Below are 15,500 nucleotides of genomic sequence, written 5' to 3'. Positions count from 1 at the left end.
TAATCGTTGTAATAATAATTTGCTGAGTGCTTCCGAAATAACGGATTGCCGATTCGTTTTATCATGCCTTGCAGCCTGAGCAATCTCCACATGCGCATCAATCAAGTAGTGCATCGATTCCGCATGATGCGCTAAGTTAGCGACCTGACTATAGTGTGTCAGATAAGCATAGCGCGGTTGATAGTCCATAATGCGATCGATTGAAGCGTGGGCTGCTTCAGGATCAAATTGCACCGGTGAAGTGGTTGGAAATACAAATTCCAATCCATTGACATCGAATTCCCGGTACGAAACACCGAACGTATCCCCCGTGAAAAAAGACTGACTGCGTTCATCATAGATGCAATTATGGTGACGTGCATGACCAGGCGTGTCGAGAAACAGTAATGTGCGGCCATTAAGATCAATTCGGCTTTCATCGGGCGCTTCAATAATCCGGTTCGCGTCAATCGGATAAATCTCGCCATACACGCGCCTAAATTCTGCTTCCCCATAGACGCCTATTGCGCCAGCGACCAGCCTAGCAGGATTTGCCATATGACTCGCACCGCGTGGATGAACAACCAATTTTGCATTTGGGAATAGACGCATACATTCACTGGCACCACCGGCATGATCAAGATGAATATGCGTCAATATGATGTAAGCAACAGCTTCAATGGCAATATTCTTGTGTTTGAGCGATTCGATGACACCAGGAATGGAAAAAGATGTGCCGGTATCAACCAGTGCCGCAGCACCTTTTTCAACGATGAGATGAATAGCCGCCCGCCTGGGACGGTGAAATTGTGCATCAATGGAACTGATGCCGTGTTCATAATCAATAACAAGTGGTAATGACATATTTTTCCGGATTTATTCGCAAGCTTTCAATACGACTGATACTACTCAATGTTATTAGGAAGGATGCTTTAATTGTTCAAGGATGGCTGGATTTTCCAAAGTAGAAATATCCTGAGTTATTTCCTCACCTTTGGCGAGTGTGCGTAATAATCGGCGCATGATTTTACCAGATCGCGTCTTAGGCAGATTTTCTCCAAAGCGGATTTCATCCGGTTTGGCAATCGGGCCGATCTCCTGTGCTACCCAGTCACGCAAAGTATTAGTGATTTGAACCACTTCTTCGCCATGCGGGTACTTTCCCTTCAGCACAACAAAAGCAATCACCGATTCACCTTTAATTTCATGCGGCTTGCCGACAACAGCTGCTTCTGCAACCAAGGGATTGGCAACCAAAGCCGATTCAATTTCCATCGTTCCTAACCGGTGTCCGGAAACATTCAAAACATCATCAATCCGTCCCATAATCCAGAAATAACCATCCGTATCACGGTATGCCGAATCTCCCGCAAGGTAATATTTTCCCTGACCCATATCTTCCGGGAAATAAGTTTTCTTGAAGCGTTCCGGATCACCCCAGAGCGTGCGGATTTGTGAAGGAAAAGGCTTTTTAATCACCAAGAAACCGCCTTTGCCATTTTCTACATCGTGACCTGCTTCATCGACAATAGCCGCGAAAATTCCCGGTAATGGAAAAGTACAGGAACCCGGTTTCAGCGCAACCGCGCCTGGCATCGGCGCAATCATATGGCAACCGGTTTCTGTCTGCCACCAGGTATCCACGATGGGGCAGCGGGATTGACCTATTTTTTCATAGAACCATATCCAGGCCTCAGGATTAATCGGTTCACCAACTGAACCCAATAAGCGTAACGAGGATAAGTCATATTGCGCGGGCAAATCCGCTCCCAGTTTAATTAACGAACGAATTGCGGTCGGTGCGGTATAGAATGTGGTTACGCGATGTTTCTGGATTATTTCCCAGAAGCGCCCGGCATGCGGATAAGTCGGAATTCCCTCGAATATCACCTGCGTAGCACCCATAGCCAGAGGCCCGTAGGTGACGTAACTATGGCCAGTAATCCAGCCAACATCCGCAGTACACCAGAATATATCGGATGGTTTGTAATCAAAGATCCACTGCATACTCAGCTTGGTTCCGAGTAAATAACCGGCGCTGGAATGCTGAACTCCCTTGGGCTTACCCGTTGATCCTGAGGTATATAATGTAAAAAGTGGGTGCTCTGCATTAACCCATTCCGGCTCGCACTGGGTACTGACGCCTTGCGTGATTTCGTGCCACCAGACATCGCGTTCTGGATTAAAAGGTATGTCGCTGCCAGTACGTTGATAAACCACAACCAGCTTTACCGATGTCGTGTCATGCAGGCTCATAGCTTCATCAACGGTTGCTTTGAGCGGATTGTGTTTACCACCGCGCACCTGCTCATCGGCCGTAATGATTGCTACTGCACCGGCATCTAGAATGCGCTCATGCAAACTTTTAGCAGAAAAACCGCCAAATACTACCGAATGAATTGCACCAATGCGTGCACAGGCTTGCATGGCGACAACAGCTTCAATCCGCATAGGCATATAAATAATGACACGGTCGTCTTTTTGGATATTTTGTGATTTCAGCGCATTGGCAAGCTGGCAAACACGCTGATGGAGATCACGATAGGTCGACTGAATGACTTCACCATCATCGGCTTCAAAAATAATAGCAATCTTATCCGCTTGTGTTGCCAGGTGACGATCCAGGCAGTTATACGAGACATTTAATTCACCATCATTGAACCACTGATAGAGCGGCGGAGTCCGATCATCCAGTATTTGCGTAAAAGGTTTATGCCAGAGAATCTGTTCTTTAGCTTGTTTTGCCCAGAAGCTCTGATAATCCAGCTCGGCTTCTGCACACAAAGCCTGATAGGCTTGAAGGCTGGGTATATTTGCTTTTCTGGTGAATTCATCAGAAGGCGGAAATATGCGTGTTTCATTTAAAATTGATTCAATGGCTGACATGAAACTCTCCGGAATTCTTTTATTCTGTACACTTGAGAAAGATTGTATCATTGGCTTCGCGCGTCATTTGCACTTCTTATTTCTGGAAGGTGAATTTGCGCTCAGAAAATCTGCAAGCAGCCTGACGCGGATAGAGTCAGAAAGTTTATAAAATCGCTAAGGTATTACATTCAGCGAAGTTTATGTTTCCTATTTTATAAATTTTTGTTAAAATGAGACCGATAGATTCGATGGGCTTTTTCAGCCCATTTTTTATTTGTGGCGGAGCTATGGCACTGGAAGAATTATTGGAATCAACTCTGCAAGGATTGGGTTATGAGTTGGTCGAAGTGGAACGATTAGCACACAACAAATTATTAAGAATATTTGTGGATAAAGAAGGTGGCATCAATATTGATGACTGCGTGGCTATCAGCAATCATCTGAGCCGGTTGTTTGCAGTTGAAAACATTGATTTTGGCCGACTGGAAGTTTCATCACCAGGATTAGATAGACCTTTACGGAAAGAAGCTGATTTTCTCCGCTTTAACGGTGAAACAGTTAAATTAAAGCTGCGTGTTCCTATACAGGGACAGAGAAATTTTGTGGGAGTTTTACGGGAAACGAATAATGGCATAATCAAAATCGAAGTCGAAGGGAAATTGTTAGACCTTGAATTGAGTAACCTTGGAAAAGCCCGTTTGGTTCCAAAATTGTAGGTATATAAAGATTTGGCTGGAGGACTATGAGCCGCGAAATTTTACTGTTGGTCGATGCATTGGCACGTGAAAAATCTGTTGAAAAGGAAGTTGTTTTCATAGCATTGGAGCTTGCATTAGCATCCGCCACAAAAAGACGGTTTCAGGAGGATATTGAAACACATGTTTCAATTGACCGATTAACAGGAAGTCATCAATCTTTCCGCCGATGGCTGGTTGTAGAAGATGGCGCCGTGGAAGACCCTGCGCGCCAAATTTCATTGAGTGATGCTTTAACAACTGATGCAGATATTCAGGTCGGCGATCATGTTGAAAAATTACTCGAGCCAATTGAATTTGGACGTATTGGAGCACAAGCAGCAAAACAGGTAATATTCCAGAAAATACGGGATGCCGAACGTGAGCAAACATTGAATGATTTTCTCGAAAGAGAGGATTATCTGATTAACGGCACGATCAAACGGATGGAACGCGGCAATGCTCTTATTGAATCCGGAAAAATTGAAGCTGAATTGCCGCGTGACCAGATGATACCGAAAGAAAACTTGCGCGTGGGTGATCGAGTCCGCGCTTATTTGTATAAAGTGGATCGCGCTGCCAGAGGACCACAATTAAAGCTTTCACGCATTTCTCCTGAATTTCTGATGAAATTGTTTGAGCTGGAAGTGCCCGAGATTGAGGAAGGCTTGCTGGAGATCAAAGCGGCAACGCGAGATCCCGGATCACGTGCTAAAATTGCTGTTAAATCAAATGATCAACGCGTTGACCCTATTGGTACTTGTGTCGGCATGCGTGGATCCAGAGTACAGGCAGTTATTAGCGAACTGGCTGGTGAGCGCGTTGATATCGTATTGTGGTCGGATGATCCCGCGACTTTTATTATTAATGCATTGGCACCTGCAGAAATCAGCAGCATTATGGTCGATGAAGAAAAGCACAGTATGGACATCGTGGTGGATGATGACAATCTCGCACAAGCAATCGGCCGGGGCGGACAAAATGTACGATTAGCTTCCGAACTAACAGGTTGGGAGTTAAACATCATGACGATAGAGGAATCTAAAGTCAAACATGAACAAGAATCATCGTTAATTTGTCAACTTTTCATGCAAAAACTGGATGTTGATGAAGAAATCGCGGAGATACTTGTGCAGGAAGGCTTTGTCACATTGGAAGAAGTAGCTTATGTTCCTCTCAATGAGATGTTGGAAATCGAGTCACTAGATGAAGAAACAGTCAATGAAATTCGTAATCGAGCCCGTAATGTATTGCTAACGGATGCCATAGCCAAAGAAGAGAAAGTAGAGCATAGCGCTGAAGATTTGCTTGCATTAGAAGGAATGGATATTAATATCGTCCGCGAACTGGCATCAAAAGGTATTAATACGCAAGCTGACTTGGCTGATTTGGCCACTGATGACTTGGTCGAGATGACAGGTATCGATATTGAACGTGCAAATCAGCTAATTATGAAAGCACGTGAACCATGGTTTACTTGATTTAAATCATCGGATGATAATAGCGTAGCAGTAATTATTTATTTTGATGAGTATCTGCTTGTAGTTTTGATTGCTGAAGGGTTATAAATGGCTCAAATGAGTGTGGAACAATTTGCTAATGAACTGGGCTTGCTGCCAGCAGTCCTGCTGGAGCAACTTAAAGCTGCTGGCGTGAAGAAAGTGTTGACAGAAGACAGTTTGACGGAGCAAGATAAAGCTCAATTGCTTGATTATCTGAGAAAAACCCATGGAACCACTGAGATTAAAAGTAAAGTTACTTTAACCCGCCGTCAAACTTCCGAGATCCGGAAATCGGACAGCACGGGACGAGCACGAACCATTCAAGTGGAAGTTAGAAAAAGACGTGTCCTGACCCAGCCAACTCCTGGAGACTCAGAACCCGCCGCCCCGATAGCAATCAAGTCACCGGATGTCACTAGCCAGCAACCGGTTAGAGAGCCCGTAATTGACGCAGAACAATTAGCGCTACGAAGTGAAGAAGCAAGAAAACAGGCAGAACTGATTGCACGTCAAGTTGAAGAAATTAAACAAAAAAAGGCACGCAAGAAAACCGAAATCACGGATGAGATAAAGCAAACGGAAGAAGAGTCGAAAGGAATTGCTGGTGAAGCATCCGCACTGGAAAAACAGGTACCGCAAATATCTGCAGAATCCGCTGATGCTACACAATCGGAAGCCGACAAAAAACTTGAACCTGATCAGCAAACAGAAGCGCAATCACATCCCGGATCTACTGATGGAACACTGCATAAGCCTATTGTAAAGCCCGAAGAAAAAGCAGATAAGAAAAAGAAACAAGCCAAACAGCAAGTTGTCTGGAAAGATGAAAACACCAAAAAACGCGGTGTTAAAACCCGTGGCGATCTTTCTGCCGGTCAAGGCTGGCGAACACGTAGAGACAAGCATAGCAAACCAACACAGGTAGATGACCAGAATATTCATGGTTTTTCTGCACCGACAGAACCCATCGTACGTGAGATCATGGTACCCGAAACAATTTCTGTGAGCGCACTTGCACAGAAAATGTCGGTTAAAGCAGCCGATGTCATTAAGGTACTGATGAAAATGGGTAGTATGGTGACAATTAACCAAATGCTGGATCAAGATACTGGCATGATTGTTGTTGAAGAGATGGGACATATTGCAAAACATGCTGAGTTGGATAATCCAGAGACTTTCCTAGTAGACCGCGAAACATCTGATGTTGAAGTAGAATTGGCTCCACGTGCCCCTGTGGTAACAGTAATGGGACATGTCGATCATGGTAAAACGTCTTTATTGGATTACATCCGCCGTACCCGTGTTGCCGGCGGTGAAGCAGGCGGCATAACCCAACATATCGGTGCTTATCATGTAGAAACAGATCATGGCATGATTACCTTTTTGGATACACCTGGGCACGAAGCATTTACCGCAATGCGTGCGCGTGGAACAAAAATTACTGATATCGTCATTCTTGTAGTGGCTGCCGATGATGGCGTTATGCCCCAAACGATTGAAGCAATTCATCATGCAAAAGCAGCAAAAATTCCTATTATCGTGGTGGTGAATAAAATAGATAAACCAGAAGCGAATGCTGAACGAATCCGGCATGAACTGGTTGCCCATGCTGTGGTTCCGGAAGATTGGGGTGGAGATACGATGTTCGTAGAAGTATCAGCCAAGACCGGTCAAGGTGTAGATTCTTTACTGGAAAGCATATTGCTGCAAGCTGAAGTATTAGAACTAAAAGCACCCATCAACACACCGGCCAAAGGTGTTGTGATTGAATCCCGTTTGGATAAAGGCCGTGGCCCAGTAGCAACCATTCTGGTGCAATCAGGAATCCTAAAGCGTGGAGATGTCTTATTGGCTGGCGCAGTTTTTGGCAAGGTAAGAGCCATGAATGATGAAAATGGCAAATCTATCAAACAGGCAGGAACATCGATTCCAGTTGAAATTCAGGGTTTATCCGAAGTACCTGAATCGGGCGAATTTGTGTTTGTACTGGACGATGAACGCAAGGCGCGAGAAATTGCCTTATTCCGTCAAGGAAAATATCGCGATGTAAAATTTGCCAAGCAACATGCCGCGAAACTTGAAAACGTTTTTGACCAACAAGCCGATGTTAAGGTCCTTGCTTTGATTATTAAAGCCGATGTGCAAGGCTCCTGTGAAGCATTAGCGTATGCATTGCACAAACTCGCAACGGATGAAGTAAAAGTAAATATCATCCACAGTGGCGTAGGTGCGATTATTGAATCCGATGTTAATTTATCCCTGGCATCAAAAGCCGTTATTATTGGCTTCAACGTCCGTGCAGATGCCAGTGCACGTAAGTTAATCGCATCGAGCGGTGTTGATGTGCGTTACTACAACATCATTTATGAAGCGGTGGATGAAATTAAAGCAGCGCTCTCTGGGATGATGTCGCCGGATCGTAAGGAAAGCATACAAGGTTTGGTTGAAATTCGTGAAATTTATCGCATTCCTAAGGTTGGCATCGTGGCAGGATGTTATGTATCAGAGGGCATCGTTAAAAGAAATTCATTAATCCGAGTGTTACGCGATGGCTTGGTTATACACAGTTGTGAATTGGACTCATTGAAGCGCTTTAAGGACGATGTCAAGGAAGTCAGAGAAGGATTTGAGTGTGGATTGTCTCTAAAAAACTATAATGATATTCAGCTGGGAGACCAATTGGAAGCTTATGAAATTGTTGAAACAGCGCGGTTTCTGTAGTCGCCGCTTTAATCAACACAACTTCCCATGCCCAGAGACTATTCCCGAACATTACGTATTGCGGACCAGATACAGCGAGAATTAGCCGATCTGTTACAACATGAAATCAAAGATCCGCGTGTCGGGAAAATCACATTGACTGCAGTTGAAGTGACTCGTGATTATAGTCATGCCAAAGTTTTTTATACCACTTTAGGCAACAAAGAAGAAAATTTCTTAGTGGAAAAAGGTTTGGAACATGCGAAAGGTTTCTTACGCTCAAACTTATCGCACCGGATGAAACTAAGAATTGTCCCGCAATTACATTTTATTTATGACGAATCCGTCGAACGGGGCGTTCGGCTGTCAAAATTGATCGACGAAGCAATAGCCCAAGAACAAATACCGCATCAAACAGATTCAGACTCCGAAAAATCATAATATAAAGCCTGCATGTTGCACGCTGAAATTCCACTGCGCAGCCCGATTAAACCTGTTAAACGCACTATTAACGGCGTTCTATTATTGGATAAGCCTTATGGCATCTCATCCAACAAAGCAGTGCAAATCGTAAAACGAGTTTTCTCCGCTGCTAAATGCGGTCATACCGGCACACTGGATCCCATGGCAACCGGATTACTACCCCTTTGCCTGGGGGAAGCGACCAAATTTTCCTCAGTATTATTAGGCGCCAATAAAGCCTATGAAGCTACCTTGCGGCTTGGTTTTCTGAGCACAACAGGCGACGCGGAAGGCGAAATCACCCAACTCGTGCCCCAAGCTGGAAATCCAACCTTGCCACAGTGTGAGCAAGTACTTCAACGCTTCATCGGAAAAACCATGCAAGTCCCTCCCATGTACAGCGCGCTGAAACATCAAGGAAAACCCTTGTACGTTTATGCAAGAAATGGCAAAAACATTGAACGCCCAGCACGTGAGATCGTCATTCATGACATACAAATCAAGTCATTGATAGGCAATGAATTGCAGTTAAGTATTCACTGCGGCACCGGTACCTATATCCGGACTTTGGCGGAAGATATTGGCAGCGCACTCGGATGTGGCAGCGCTTATCTGACTCAATTACGACGCACCGCTATCGATCGTTTTGATTTGTCTCAAGCGCAAGTTTTGTCGACATTGGAAGACATGAATGCCCATGAGCAAGATGCATATTTGCTGCCCATCGATTGCTTATTACAAGAATTCCTGGCAGTCATTCTGGATGAACAGGCAGCACTGCATATCGTGCAGGGGCAAATTGTCGCCAGTCCTTCCGATATCCACCATATGCCGGAAGGTAATACCGTGCGTTTATATGATCACCAGCAACAATTCTTAGGGCTCGGTGAAGTTACCAGTGAACAAAAAATAGCCGCGAAACGCATGTTAGCAAGTTCTCAGTTGCTTAAAGCAGCTGTGTGATAAATTCTCTTTTAAAATAACTCGCTTCACCTCAATCTCATGGATATTGCGCATTGTTATCTTGCACGAAACATAAAATAAGCTGCACCCACCATACACAACGCGGCCCACAGATAATCCAGTTTTAATGGTTCTTTTAAATACAACAACGCAAAGGATACAAAAACAGTCAGTGTAATGACTTCCTGCAATATTTTGAGCTGCGCGACAGACAGCACAGTAAAGCCAATCCGGTTAACAGGAGGATGGTTTGCCAAATTTCGCGCATGGTATATAAAGTATCTTGCAGTTAAGAATCCAGAATCAAACCCCCAGCTCCCCCCAAATCGTATCCACTCGTTTCTTAATCTCATCAGTCATCGCAATCGGTGTCCCCCACTCCCGGTTCGTCTCGCCCGGAAATTTGTTGGTCGCATCCAGCCCCATCTTGCCACCCAATCCTGAGATCGGGCTGGCAAAATCCAGGTAATCGATCGGCGTATTCTCAACAAGCAACGTATCCCGTACCGGATCAACCCGGGTGGTGATCGCCCAGATCACTTCTTTCCAGTCGCGCACGTTGATATCGTCGTCGGTGACAATAATGAATTTGGTATACATAAATTGACGCAAAAAGCTCCAGATACCAAACATCACACGTTTACTATGCCCGGCATACTGTTTTTTCATACTCACGACCGCCATGCGGTACGAGCATCCTTCCGGCGGCAGATAAAAATCGGTGATTTCTGGAAATTGTTTTTGCAATAGCGGCACGAACACTTCATTCAACGCAACACCGAGAATCGCCGGTTCATCCGGCGGCTTGCCGGTGTAAGTGGAATGATAAATCGGGTTGCGCCGCATGGTAATACGGTCGATGGTAAATACCGGGAAAGTTTCCTGCTCATTATAGTAACCGGTATGGTCGCCATACGGGCCTTCCAGCGCGGTCTCATTGGGATGAATGGCGCCTTCCAAAACTATTTCCGCGCTTGCCGGCACTTGCAGGTCATTGCCGATACATTTGATCACTTCGGTTTTGGCGCCGCGCAACAAACCGGCAAACTGGTATTCGCTCAACGTATCCGGCACCGGCGTCACAGCGCCAAGGATAGTCGCCGGATCAGCGCCTAAAGCAACCGCCAGCGGATACGGTTTGCCGGGATTGGCCAGTGTAAATTCACGAAAATCCAGCGCCCCACCGCGGTGCGCCAGCCAACGCATAATGACTTTATTGGGACCAATAACCTGCTGGCGGTAAATGCCTAAATTCTGCCGGGTTTTGTTCGGACCCCGAGTCACCGTCAAGCCCCATGTGATCAGCGGCGCAACATCACCGGGCCAGCAGGTTTGAATCGGGATCCGGCTCAGATCGACGTCATTGCCTTCCCAAACAATCTCCTGGCACGGCGCACTGCTCAGTTCTTTCGGCGCCATATTCAATACTTGCTTCAATACCGGCAATTTATCCCAGGCGTCTTTCAGCCCTTTCGGCGGATCGGGTTCTTTTAAGTAGGCCAATAATTTACCCACTTCGCGCAATGCCTCGACCGATTCCTGCCCCATGCCCAATGCCACCCGCTTTGGTGTTCCGAACAAATTACCCAGTACCGGCATGGAATGTCCCTTTGGATGCTCAAAGAGTACCGCCGGGCCTTGTGCTTTCAGGATACGGTCACAGATTTCCGTCATTTCTAATGCCGGATCAATTTCCGTTTGAATGCGTTTGAGTTCACCCATAGCTTCCAGTTGCGCGATAAAATCCCGCAGGTCTTTATATTGCATTGATTGAATCCTTAATGCGGAAAAATGAAGAAATCGAGCACAATCCCGGCAAACACCACCATCCCCACCCAATTATTATGCAGGAATGCTTTAAAACACAGCACCCGGTCGCGGTTACGGATCAGCGTGTATTGATAGATGATAAGTCCCGTTGCCCCCATCAATCCGGCGTAATAAGCCAGATTCATTTGCTGCAACTGCCCGATAATCAGCATGATCGCAATGAAACAGGCATGACACACCATCACGCCCAACACATCAAAGCGTCCAAAAGTAATCGCAGAAGTTTGGATACCGATTTTCAAATCATCCGGCTTATCGACGATGGCATACGCCGTGTCATACGCAATCACCCAAAACAAATTGGCCAGCATCAGAATCCAGATGATTGGCGGCAAGCTATCGGTTTGCGCGGCAAAAGCCATCGGGATGCCGAAGCTGAATGCAATCCCCAGATAGGCCTGCGGCATGGCAAAAAATCGCTTGGTAAACGGATACGTTCCGGCCAGGAATAATGCGGGTACCGAGAGCAGAATGGTCAATTGATTCAAAGGCAGAATCAGCAAAAATGCACAAATACTCAATCCGGCAGCCAGCAATAAAGCTTCTTTGGAACTGACCCGACCGGACGCCATCGGGCGATTCTTGGTGCGTTCGACATGCGGATCGATTTTACGGTCGGCATAGTCATTGATAACACAACCCGCCGAGCGCATCAGTATCGTACCCAGAACAAAAATGATTAAAATTTGCCAATCGGGCAATCCCTGCGCGGCAAACCATAAGCCCCACAACATCGGCCACAACAGCAGCAAAATGCCAATCGGCTTATCCAGCCGCATCAATTGCACGTAAATTTTAATTCGATCTGCCATGCTCATAACGGTAAATCCAGAATCGCCGGTAAAAATACTTCAGTCACTAAAATCGATTGTCCGTGCAACGTAAACAATGAGCGCCGCGCCCACAGATTCGCCGGTTTCTCTGGCAAACGAGTACAAGCGCGATCATAAAGAAAATGGCCGCGACTGACTTTTTTAAACTCTAGCGGTGTGCGCTTGATTCTTGGATTGGTAAACAAAACCGTCCCCAACGATTTATTGCCCAGCCCGCTCAGACCCCGCCATGCACCGCGTAAATTCTTGTGTGCCACCACCGAGTGCGCAAACACCACCGGCGTATCACCACAATACAGATACACTTCGCGCACCATGGCTAATTCATTAGCACGCAACCCCATCACATCCAATTCATCCCCATAAACCCTACTCAGTGATTGAAACACGCGTTTTACGCAAAATTTATCACAGCGGTCCTGTATGCGTCGCGTCAAAGACCCGCGATCCTGTAACCAGCTACGTTGGCGATACGAAATAGATGTTAGCGCAGAATACCATGCCAGCGGATGCGCTTCGTTCATCGCGAGAAAGCTATAAAATGGAATGGTTGCATGCTAGAAATTCTTAAACTGAGATCCGGCAAAGTTATTTTGAGAATTGATGGAACGGGATTATACAATACTCTCAGAACGTGAATTGCAAAACCCGGGTAATAGAAATCAGCTGCTGTATCGTAATTAACCTCTTACTGTTGTGACCAAAGCTAACGAGTCTGCTGGGTTGCCGATTTACCCTGGGTTTTATAAACTACCAGGCTAGTGTTTTTAATTGCATTATGGATAGTTTAGCGTTCCACACATCGCATCCATGATAAAGTTTCACATTGCATCAATCGCGAGTGTAATTTCTGTTATCATGATTTATCCTAATAATTCAATTCATTACGATAAGAGCATATGAGAAGCTATAGTTTAATCTTGCTATTAATTGCGATACTTCTACTTTTTATCGGCTGTGCACACGACACTGATCGCCAAAAGGATAAACAAAAAGCTGCTTTCAAACGAAGCTTAGAAGAAAATACCTATCAATGCAGAAAGAGCATCGAGGCGGCAGAACTCTCTAATGTTAAAAGCAAAATCCTCTGGGTATCTGGACTTAGCGAACCCACCGCGGCAATGCAATCTGACGAGAGTTTCATCCAGGAAAAAGAAAAGTCAGAAATCGAGATGCTCTATAAAATTATAGATTTCTGCCAGAATATGTATCGCAGTACTATTACATTATTTATAAATACGGAATACGGCGATCAATTCAAAAAACACCTGCATGCAAAATATAGCAACCTAAACGATCTTAATGATGGCAAGATTGCCTATGGTGCCTATAATCGCCAAGAAGCTGAGTTGAGTCAACAACTAATCAGGGATTTACAATTTCTGGATGAGCGATACCGATCCCAAGCCATGCAGCAACGTGCACTGGAGGCACCCGCTGATTTTCAACGGTCTTCTAATTTCTTACCTCCTATATTTACGCAATACCTACTCTTTGAGCTTATCGCAGGGGCGCTGCTTATCTTGTAAACTCCCTATTCAACAATCAAGTGCACCACCGTATCCTAAGTATCATTAACTAGCTGGATAACAGAGGTGCAACATGGCATACACTACTCCCATCTGAATAAAGCAGAAAGAACCCTAATCAAAGACTGGCGAATTCAAGTTTGAAGTGCAACTTTGACAGTTGCTTGGTATAACTTACCGCCAGTCCAAAGAATCCCTCATGAGGGGTTATAAATCCAAGTACTTTGCGTGGACGGCGCATTTCTTATACCAGTTAATAATGTTTACTCCAAAGATAACACCAGCTTCTTACCCAATGCTGCAGCGGCCTTATCAAGCTGCTTCAGTGTTGCCCAGTGATGAGGATCTTCCAAACGCTGCGCGGCTGGCCAGGATGTTTCAAGCGCTCTCGCAATCTCAGCGAGAGACCTATCACCGCGCGCCCATCGAACCAAAAGGGCGGACTGTATTTTAACGTCAGGCGCGATGTAATAAGCATCTTTGACGTTTTCTGATGGAAGCGGAATATCCTTGCCATCCTCAAGATATATTTCCAGCATTCCTGATAACACTTCTGAGCCGTTGAATAGGCATTCTTCAACTGTTTCTCCTTCAGTGAAAATTTCAGGCATATCAACAAATTTCACGCAGAAACCAGAAGGCTCCTGAGGGTCAAATATAGCTGGATAACGTGTATTCATTTTAGTTTTACTCCTGTTTCTTTTTCGATTGAATGGAATGTTCCAGGTTTTACATCACGCGATCCATGCACAGGGACAGGAACTAATTTCCCATCTTTTTTCATCATGTGATGGCTGCCATTAACCCTTTCAAGTTTCCATCCTTCAGATTCCAGTCTTTTGATAATTTGTTTGCCATTCATGATGGACACAATGATATATCATAATAGATATATATTCAAGTAAATCTGTGCCAGTAACTGCACACGCATCTACTCACTTTGGTTGCATTGACTGATTATATGCAAAAACCCTGTCCGACAACCTGCAACCGATTTCTTTTTATCATCAATAGAAACTTCACGACCATTCCTACTCGCAAACACTCGGCTTTTTCACTCGATTAGCGCACACCAGCTCGCTGTTCGCATTCACATCAAAATATCATTCTCAGGCTTAAGTGCCTCCGGCCGATCCGGGCTATTAATCAGTTCAAGCAAATTGATTTCGATATTTCGCGAAATCGCGGTCAGTGGCAGATCGTTTGGCTGCAAGTCAAACGGATTTTCAATTTCATCGCCGATGGCATCCAGTTCAAAAAACGCATAAGAAATCAACAGTACAACAATCGGTGTCAGCACGCCGGTTGTTTCAACCAACCCAAACGGGAGGGACAGACAATAGGAAGCCACGATGCGGTGGATCAATACGGAATAACTGAACGGTATCGGGGTATTTTTAATGCGCTCGCAGGCACCGAGGATATTGGTCAGTTCATTGAGCTGAGCGTCCATAAATGGAAAACTACGTTCATTCAACCAACGTTGATTGCGAGCGAAGGCCAGATCACGCCCCAATTGCTGCAGAATCGCAAGCGGCCGGTGCTTGGATTCAACAACGCTGGCCCAATCTTCGGGCGGTAGAAATTTTTTTATTTCCTCTGCGGGATCTTCATTACGCAAGTGACAGCGCAATGCATGCGCATACGCAATCAAGCGTTTGACAAAAACTTCCCGGAAATGCTGCACTTCCTCGGCATCATGGGAAGAATCAATCACAAAGCAAGCTTGGCGTGTCAGGCTGCGTGACGTGTTAACTAATGCCCCCCAAAGTTTGCGACCTTCCCAGAATTTATCGTAGGAGGCGTTGTTGCGAAAACCGAGGAAAATACCTAATGCAACGCCAACCAAAGTAAACGGCGTTGTCGTGAGTGTATATTCTTCGATGTGGTAGTACAGCTCGACGTAAGTAACGACAACCGCGACGACCGTCACCGTGAGAATCCGCGGCCACGTTTCCATAAAGCTACTGCCTCTAAAATGAAACAGCAGCCGCACCCATGCAACTTTATCTTTAACAATCACGTCAGTAACAATTCCTTATTGATTGGTTCATCTTACTCGTGCTCAGATAATCAGCAACCGTTGACAGATCATCATCC

General features: G+C 45.4%; 15 protein-coding genes. 6 read left to right on the top strand and 9 right to left on the bottom strand.

What is annotated here, in order from left to right; all coding sequences use genetic code 11:
* Nucleotides 1-843 (bottom strand): MBL fold metallo-hydrolase (locus QZ942_RS05095; protein WP_292993607.1); only part of this gene is annotated, 843 nt, incomplete at its 3' end.
* Between the two features lie 54 nt (nt 844-897).
* The gene (gene acs, locus QZ942_RS05090) at nt 898-2,865 is read right to left on the bottom strand and encodes an acetate--CoA ligase (RefSeq protein ID WP_292993606.1); all 1,968 of its coding nucleotides are present in this window, start codon (nt 2,863-2,865) and stop codon (nt 898-900) included.
* 269 nt (nt 2,866-3,134) lie between these two features.
* On the opposite strand from acs, the gene rimP reads away from it, so the two are divergent.
* The 5 genes from rimP (at nt 3,135) to truB (ending at nt 9,208) form a co-directional block, all read left to right on the top strand.
* Nucleotides 3,135-3,563, top strand: coding sequence for a ribosome maturation factor RimP (gene rimP / locus QZ942_RS05085; RefSeq protein ID WP_366836104.1), 429 nt, complete (start codon nt 3,135-3,137; stop codon nt 3,561-3,563).
* A 26-nt stretch (nt 3,564-3,589) separates the two neighbouring features.
* Nucleotides 3,590-5,062: a transcription termination factor NusA gene (nusA, locus tag QZ942_RS05080; protein ID WP_292993604.1), complete on the top strand. Its 1,473-nt coding sequence runs from the start codon at nt 3,590-3,592 to the stop codon at nt 5,060-5,062.
* Nucleotides 5,063-5,149: 87 nt separating this feature from the next.
* Nucleotides 5,150-7,804, top strand: coding sequence for a translation initiation factor IF-2 (gene infB, locus QZ942_RS05075; protein ID WP_292993603.1), 2,655 nt, complete (start codon nt 5,150-5,152; stop codon nt 7,802-7,804).
* Nucleotides 7,805-7,831: 27 nt separating this feature from the next.
* Nucleotides 7,832-8,224: a 30S ribosome-binding factor RbfA gene (rbfA, locus tag QZ942_RS05070; protein WP_292993602.1), complete on the top strand. Its 393-nt coding sequence runs from the start codon at nt 7,832-7,834 to the stop codon at nt 8,222-8,224.
* Nucleotides 8,225-8,236: 12 nt separating this feature from the next.
* Complete coding sequence (truB, locus tag QZ942_RS05065) at nt 8,237-9,208, top strand: tRNA pseudouridine(55) synthase TruB (RefSeq protein WP_292993601.1); 972 nt, start codon at nt 8,237-8,239, stop codon at nt 9,206-9,208.
* 56 nt (nt 9,209-9,264) lie between these two features.
* On the opposite strand, the gene QZ942_RS05060 is transcribed toward truB, so the two are convergent.
* Genes QZ942_RS05060 through QZ942_RS05045 form a run of 4 tightly spaced genes read right to left on the bottom strand, consistent with a single transcriptional unit; the run spans nt 9,265 to nt 12,395 of the window.
* Entirely contained in the window at nt 9,265-9,561 is a 297-nt protein-coding gene (locus QZ942_RS05060; protein ID WP_292993600.1) for a DMT family protein, read from the bottom strand.
* Nucleotides 9,512-10,975, bottom strand: coding sequence for a 4-hydroxy-3-polyprenylbenzoate decarboxylase (gene ubiD, locus QZ942_RS05055; RefSeq protein WP_292993599.1), 1,464 nt, complete (start codon nt 10,973-10,975; stop codon nt 9,512-9,514). Before ubiD ends, QZ942_RS05060 begins: the two co-directional genes overlap by 50 nt.
* Before the next feature lie 11 nt (nt 10,976-10,986).
* Complete coding sequence (gene ubiA, locus QZ942_RS05050) at nt 10,987-11,856, bottom strand: 4-hydroxybenzoate octaprenyltransferase (RefSeq protein WP_292993598.1); 870 nt, start codon at nt 11,854-11,856, stop codon at nt 10,987-10,989.
* On the bottom strand, nt 11,853-12,395 hold the full coding sequence (locus tag QZ942_RS05045; protein WP_292993597.1) for a chorismate lyase: 543 nt from the start codon (nt 12,393-12,395) through the stop codon (nt 11,853-11,855). Before QZ942_RS05045 ends, ubiA begins: the two co-directional genes overlap by 4 nt.
* 375 nt (nt 12,396-12,770) lie before the next feature.
* Between QZ942_RS05045 and QZ942_RS05040 the strand changes: the two genes are divergently transcribed.
* Entirely contained in the window at nt 12,771-13,400 is a 630-nt protein-coding gene (locus tag QZ942_RS05040; RefSeq protein ID WP_292993596.1) for a hypothetical protein, read from the top strand.
* 263 nt (nt 13,401-13,663) lie between these two features.
* Here QZ942_RS05040 and QZ942_RS05035 read toward each other — a convergent pair whose 3' ends face one another.
* The 3 genes from QZ942_RS05035 to QZ942_RS05025 all read right to left on the bottom strand — a co-directional run bounded on the left by QZ942_RS05035 (nt 13,664) and on the right by QZ942_RS05025 (nt 15,423).
* Nucleotides 13,664-14,080, bottom strand: coding sequence for a type II toxin-antitoxin system HicB family antitoxin (locus QZ942_RS05035; protein ID WP_292993595.1), 417 nt, complete (start codon nt 14,078-14,080; stop codon nt 13,664-13,666).
* Nucleotides 14,077-14,262 carry a type II toxin-antitoxin system HicA family toxin gene (locus QZ942_RS05030; protein ID WP_292993594.1) on the bottom strand — a complete coding sequence of 62 codons (186 nt, stop codon included), beginning with the start codon at nt 14,260-14,262 and terminating at the stop codon, nt 14,077-14,079. The genes QZ942_RS05035 and QZ942_RS05030 overlap by 4 nt, the downstream gene beginning before the upstream one ends.
* A gap of 228 nt (nt 14,263-14,490) precedes the next feature.
* Nucleotides 14,491-15,423 carry a bestrophin family ion channel gene (locus QZ942_RS05025; protein ID WP_366836098.1) on the bottom strand — a complete coding sequence of 311 codons (933 nt, stop codon included), beginning with the start codon at nt 15,421-15,423 and terminating at the stop codon, nt 14,491-14,493.
* Between the last annotated feature and the right edge of the window lie 77 nt (nt 15,424-15,500).

It is taken from the genome of Nitrosomonas sp. (assembly GCF_021731985.1).
Lineage (GTDB): Bacteria > Pseudomonadota > Gammaproteobacteria > Burkholderiales > Nitrosomonadaceae > Nitrosomonas.
Note: the sequence above shows the minus strand (reverse complement) of the source record. Positions and strands in the feature narration are given on the sequence as shown.

Coding starts and splice junctions, on each gene's coding strand:
- nusA (WP_292993604.1), top strand. CDS start 3,590: ATGAGCCGCGAAATTTTACTGTTGGTCGATGCATTGGCACGTGAAAAA.
- ubiD (WP_292993599.1), bottom strand. CDS start 10,975: ATGCAATATAAAGACCTGCGGGATTTTATCGCGCAACTGGAAGCTATG.
- rbfA (WP_292993602.1), top strand. CDS start 7,832: ATGCCCAGAGACTATTCCCGAACATTACGTATTGCGGACCAGATACAG.
- QZ942_RS05040 (WP_292993596.1), top strand. CDS start 12,771: ATGAGAAGCTATAGTTTAATCTTGCTATTAATTGCGATACTTCTACTT.
- QZ942_RS05030 (WP_292993594.1), bottom strand. CDS start 14,262: ATGAATGGCAAACAAATTATCAAAAGACTGGAATCTGAAGGATGGAAA.
- QZ942_RS05060 (WP_292993600.1), bottom strand. CDS start 9,561: ATGAGATTAAGAAACGAGTGGATACGATTTGGGGGGAGCTGGGGGTTT.
- truB (WP_292993601.1), top strand. CDS start 8,237: ATGTTGCACGCTGAAATTCCACTGCGCAGCCCGATTAAACCTGTTAAA.
- infB (WP_292993603.1), top strand. CDS start 5,150: ATGGCTCAAATGAGTGTGGAACAATTTGCTAATGAACTGGGCTTGCTG.
- ubiA (WP_292993598.1), bottom strand. CDS start 11,856: ATGAGCATGGCAGATCGAATTAAAATTTACGTGCAATTGATGCGGCTG.
- QZ942_RS05045 (WP_292993597.1), bottom strand. CDS start 12,395: ATGAACGAAGCGCATCCGCTGGCATGGTATTCTGCGCTAACATCTATT.
- QZ942_RS05035 (WP_292993595.1), bottom strand. CDS start 14,080: ATGAATACACGTTATCCAGCTATATTTGACCCTCAGGAGCCTTCTGGT.
- acs (WP_292993606.1), bottom strand. CDS start 2,865: ATGTCAGCCATTGAATCAATTTTAAATGAAACACGCATATTTCCGCCT.
- rimP (WP_366836104.1), top strand. CDS start 3,135: ATGGCACTGGAAGAATTATTGGAATCAACTCTGCAAGGATTGGGTTAT.